The sequence below is a fragment of the Kitasatospora sp. NPDC004799 genome, from assembly GCF_040609095.1.
Taxonomy (GTDB): Bacteria; Actinomycetota; Actinomycetes; order Streptomycetales; family Streptomycetaceae; genus Kitasatospora.
In genome coordinates this window covers 1-3418 of sequence record NZ_JBEXJK010000606.1, presented here as the reverse complement: position 1 = coordinate 3418, position 3418 = coordinate 1, and the positions used below count along the sequence as shown (strand labels likewise).

Here is a 3418-nt window from a genome sequence, read left to right as displayed (position 1 = left end):
TTTGCGCGTGTGTCCTGGGGGAGCGTCGCGAGCCCGACGGGAATTGTCGGGCACGCCCCAGCTGCGGACGTGGACCGGCCCGCCCGGTGCGGCGCCACGAACGGGCCGCACCGGGCGGGCGACGCGGGCCGGGAGCCGGCGGCGCAGGACCCTGAACCGGGCTGCGTCAGCGCGATCGAGGCGGGGCCGCTCGGCTTCGCGGCCGGACGCGAGAGCCCGGCGGCCGTGGCAGCACCCCCGCAGGCGGACGTCCTCCTGACCGCGAGGGCGCGGACGGTTGGCACGGGACGGGGTGCGCGGCGCGGTGGAGCCGTCCTCAGGTGCCAGGAGCTTGCGGTCCGGCAGGAGCCGGGACAGGTCGGTGGTTCTTCTCCCGCAGGGCGAGCAGGGCGGCGGAGGCCGACCCGAGCGCGGCGCCCCCCTCGGGGGAGGGGAGCGGCCAGTCGGCCAGGCCGCGGGCGGTCGCGGCGTTCTCCGGGGTGAGGGAGCCGTCGCGAACGAGGTTCTCGCGTACCCGCTGCTCGGAGCCGACCGGTGTGAGGACGGCGACCGGCCGCCCGTCCCGGGTGATCACGACGCGCTCGCCGCCGCGACCAGGTCGATCAACTCGTCGGCTCGTTTCCGGAGTTGGCGGACAGGGGCACGGGCCGTCATGCGGCCCACGGTACGGCGGACGGGCGTCGGTCACGCGGAGCCGGCGTCGGTTTCACGCGAACGAGTGCCGTCCCGCCCCGGGAACCCGTGCCGTCGCCCGCCGACGGTGGTGGCCAGGGCGGCGGCCAGCAGGGCGAGGGCGGACCAGGGCAGGGCGGTCGGGCCGGCCTGGTCGAGGAGGAGGCCGCCGGCCAGGCCGCCGACGGCGATGCCGAGGTTCCAGCAGGTGACGAGCAGCGACTGGGCGATGTCCCCGGCCGGGCCGGCCGCGTCGGCGACGGCGGTCTGGAGGAGGGTGGCGGCGCCGCCGAAGCCGAGGCCCCAGAGCGCGGCGGCGGCGTAGGCGGGCCAGCCGGTCGGGCCGAGCAGGGCGGCCGCCAGGAGCAGGGCCGCGGCGGCGACCAGGACGGAGGCGGCGATGGTCAGCGGGCGCAGGTACCGGTCGATCAGGGCGCCGGTGCCGAGGATGCTGACCAGCGAGGACAGCCCGATGACGAGCAGGACGGTGTCCGTCCGCCCGTCCAGTCCCAGCGGTTCGAGCAGCGCGGCGACGTACGTGTAGAGGACGTTGTGGGCGAGCACGAAAGTGGCCGTGACGGCCAGGACGGCGGCCACCCCCGGCATCCGCAGCACCTGCCGGACGGGGATGCGGGCCTGGCCGGTCCGGCCGGGCAGTTCCGGGAGCGCGAACAGCATCCAGCCGGTCAGCGCCACGGCGATCGCGCTCATCAGCCCGAAGGTGACCCGCCAGCCGACCAGGCCGGCCAGCAGGGTGCCGGCGGGCACGCCCACCGACAGGGCGACCGTCGAGCCGGTCATGGCGACGGCCATCGCCCGCCCGCGCTGCTCCGGCGCGACGATGCCCCGGGCGTACCCGGCCAGCAGGGCCCAGAGCAGCCCCGCGACCAGGCCGGCCGCGAACCGGGCGGCCAGGGTGAGCGGGTAGCTCGGGGAGACGGCGGTGACGGCGTTGGCCGCGGCGAAGCCGCCGACGGCGACCAGCAGCAGGCGCTTGCGCGGCAGGCGTCCGGTGACGGCGGTCAGCGGGATGGCGGCCGCGATGGAGCCGACCGCGTAGAGCGTGACGGACTGCCCGGCGGCGGACTGGCTGACACCGAGGTCGGCGCTCATCGCGGGCAGTACCCCGGCGGGCAGGGCCTCGGTCATGATCGTGACGAATCCGCCGGTACTCATGGCCAGCAGCGCGGGCCAGGGCAGCCGCGGGGCGGGGGCCACCGGCTGCTCGGGGGAGCGGAGTTCAGAAGTGGACATGGGCCCGATCGTCTATCGTTGACATCCATGTCAAGGTCCAGTCGGGGCGGCGCCGGCCCTGAGTGAGGGTGGTCACACATGCGCATCGGCGAACTCGCCCGGCGGACGGAGAGCACCCCGCGCCTGCTGCGGTACTACGAGCAGCAAGGGCTGATCACGCCGCGCCGCGAGGCGAACGGCTACCGCGCGTACGACGAGTACCTGGTGGACCGGGTGCTGCAGATCCGCGGTCTGCTGGACGCGGGGCTGCCGACCCGGATCATCAAGCAGATCCTGCCCTGCCTGGACGCCCCGCGGACGATCCACTTCGCCGACGCCACACCGGAGATGCTCGCCACCCTGGAGTCCGAGACGGACCGGATGACCCGCCGGATCCTGTGCCTGACCCGCAACCGGGACGCCATCCGGGAGTACCTGGAGGTGGTCAAGGGCCTCTCCGAACCGCCGCTCGAAGTCCAGCGCTCGCATTCCGCCGCTTGACCTTGCCATGGATGTCATGGTTGGACGCTGCTGCCATGACCGACAAGACCAGTGCCACCGGCACCACTGGCACCACCAGCACGACTGACACCACCGGCACCACCGACACGACCGGCTCCGCGATCCGCCACACCGCCTTCGGCGACGGCACCCCGATCGTCCTGATCCACGGCTACACCCTCGACCACCGCGTCCTGCTCCCGCTCGAACCCGCCTTCGCCGACCGCCCCGGCTGGCAGCGCCTCTACCTGGACCTCCCCGGCCACGGCACCAGCCCCCGGCTGTCGGGCCCGGCCTCGGCGGGCGCCCTCGTCGAGGCCGTCACCGGGTGGATCGAGGAGCAGGTCGGCGGGCGGCCCTTCGCGGTGGTCGGGCAGTCCTTCGGCGGCCAGCTGGCCCGGGCGGTGACCGCGCGGTTCGGCGAGCAGGTGCTGGGCTCGGCGCTGCTGGTGCCGGTGGTCCGCTGGGGTGCCGACCGGGCCCTGCCCGAGGAGTCCGTGGTCGAGCGCGACGAGGACCTCCTCGCCCGGCTCCCGGCGCCCGACCGCGAGCTGTTCCGGTACGTCATGGCCCGCCACACCGAGGAGAGTTGGGAGCTCTTCGAGCGGTACGTCCGGCCCGGCTGGCACGCGCACGACCAGGCGGCCGCCGCCGAGCTCGAAGCCGACTTCCTGTTGCCGCACTGGCCCGAGCACCGGGCCCCGCAGCACCGCGGCCACCACCTGCTGGTCACCACCCGGCAGGATGCCCTGGTCGGCTGGCGCGACCAGCTCGCCCTGCTCGACCACTACCCCCGGATGGCCGCCACCGTCCTCGACGGCGCCGGCCACAACCCCCAGGTCGAGGCCGCCGAAACCGTCCGTTCCGTGTTCGGCGACTGGCTCGACGCCCTCCGCGGCTGAGGACCGGCCCCAGCGCCGAGGACCCCCCAGCGCCGAGGACCGGCCCCCAGCGCCGAGGACCGCTCGCCGGCGCCGAGGACCGGCCCCGGAGCACCGACGGCCCCGCGACC

4 protein-coding genes are annotated in these 3418 nt (G+C 75.2%); 2 read left to right on the top strand and 2 right to left on the bottom strand.

Annotated features, from left to right (window positions below):
- Positions 1-316: 316 nt before the first annotated feature.
- Together ABZW03_RS38775 and ABZW03_RS38770 are read right to left on the bottom strand one after the other, a co-directional pair.
- A complete protein-coding gene (locus tag ABZW03_RS38775; protein ID WP_355269269.1) occupies positions 317-574 on the bottom strand; it encodes a hypothetical protein in 258 nt (85 codons plus the stop codon).
- A gap of 110 nt (positions 575-684) precedes the next feature.
- A complete protein-coding gene (locus tag ABZW03_RS38770) occupies positions 685-1926 on the bottom strand; it encodes an MFS transporter (RefSeq protein WP_355269267.1) in 1242 nt (413 codons plus the stop codon).
- 78 nt (positions 1927-2004) lie between these two features.
- On the opposite strand from ABZW03_RS38770, the gene ABZW03_RS38765 reads away from it, so the two are divergent.
- Complete coding sequence (locus tag ABZW03_RS38765) at positions 2005-2406, top strand: MerR family transcriptional regulator (RefSeq protein WP_355269265.1); 402 nt, start codon at positions 2005-2007, stop codon at positions 2404-2406.
- Positions 2407-2441: 35 nt separating this feature from the next.
- Positions 2442-3308, top strand: coding sequence for an alpha/beta hydrolase (locus ABZW03_RS38760; RefSeq protein WP_355269263.1), 867 nt, complete (start codon positions 2442-2444; stop codon positions 3306-3308).
- Positions 3309-3418: the final 110 nt, after the last annotated feature.

Coding starts and splice junctions, on each gene's coding strand:
- ABZW03_RS38760 (WP_355269263.1), top strand. CDS start 2,442: ATGACCGACAAGACCAGTGCCACCGGCACCACTGGCACCACCAGCACG.
- ABZW03_RS38770 (WP_355269267.1), bottom strand. CDS start 1,926: ATGTCCACTTCTGAACTCCGCTCCCCCGAGCAGCCGGTGGCCCCCGCC.
- ABZW03_RS38765 (WP_355269265.1), top strand. CDS start 2,005: ATGCGCATCGGCGAACTCGCCCGGCGGACGGAGAGCACCCCGCGCCTG.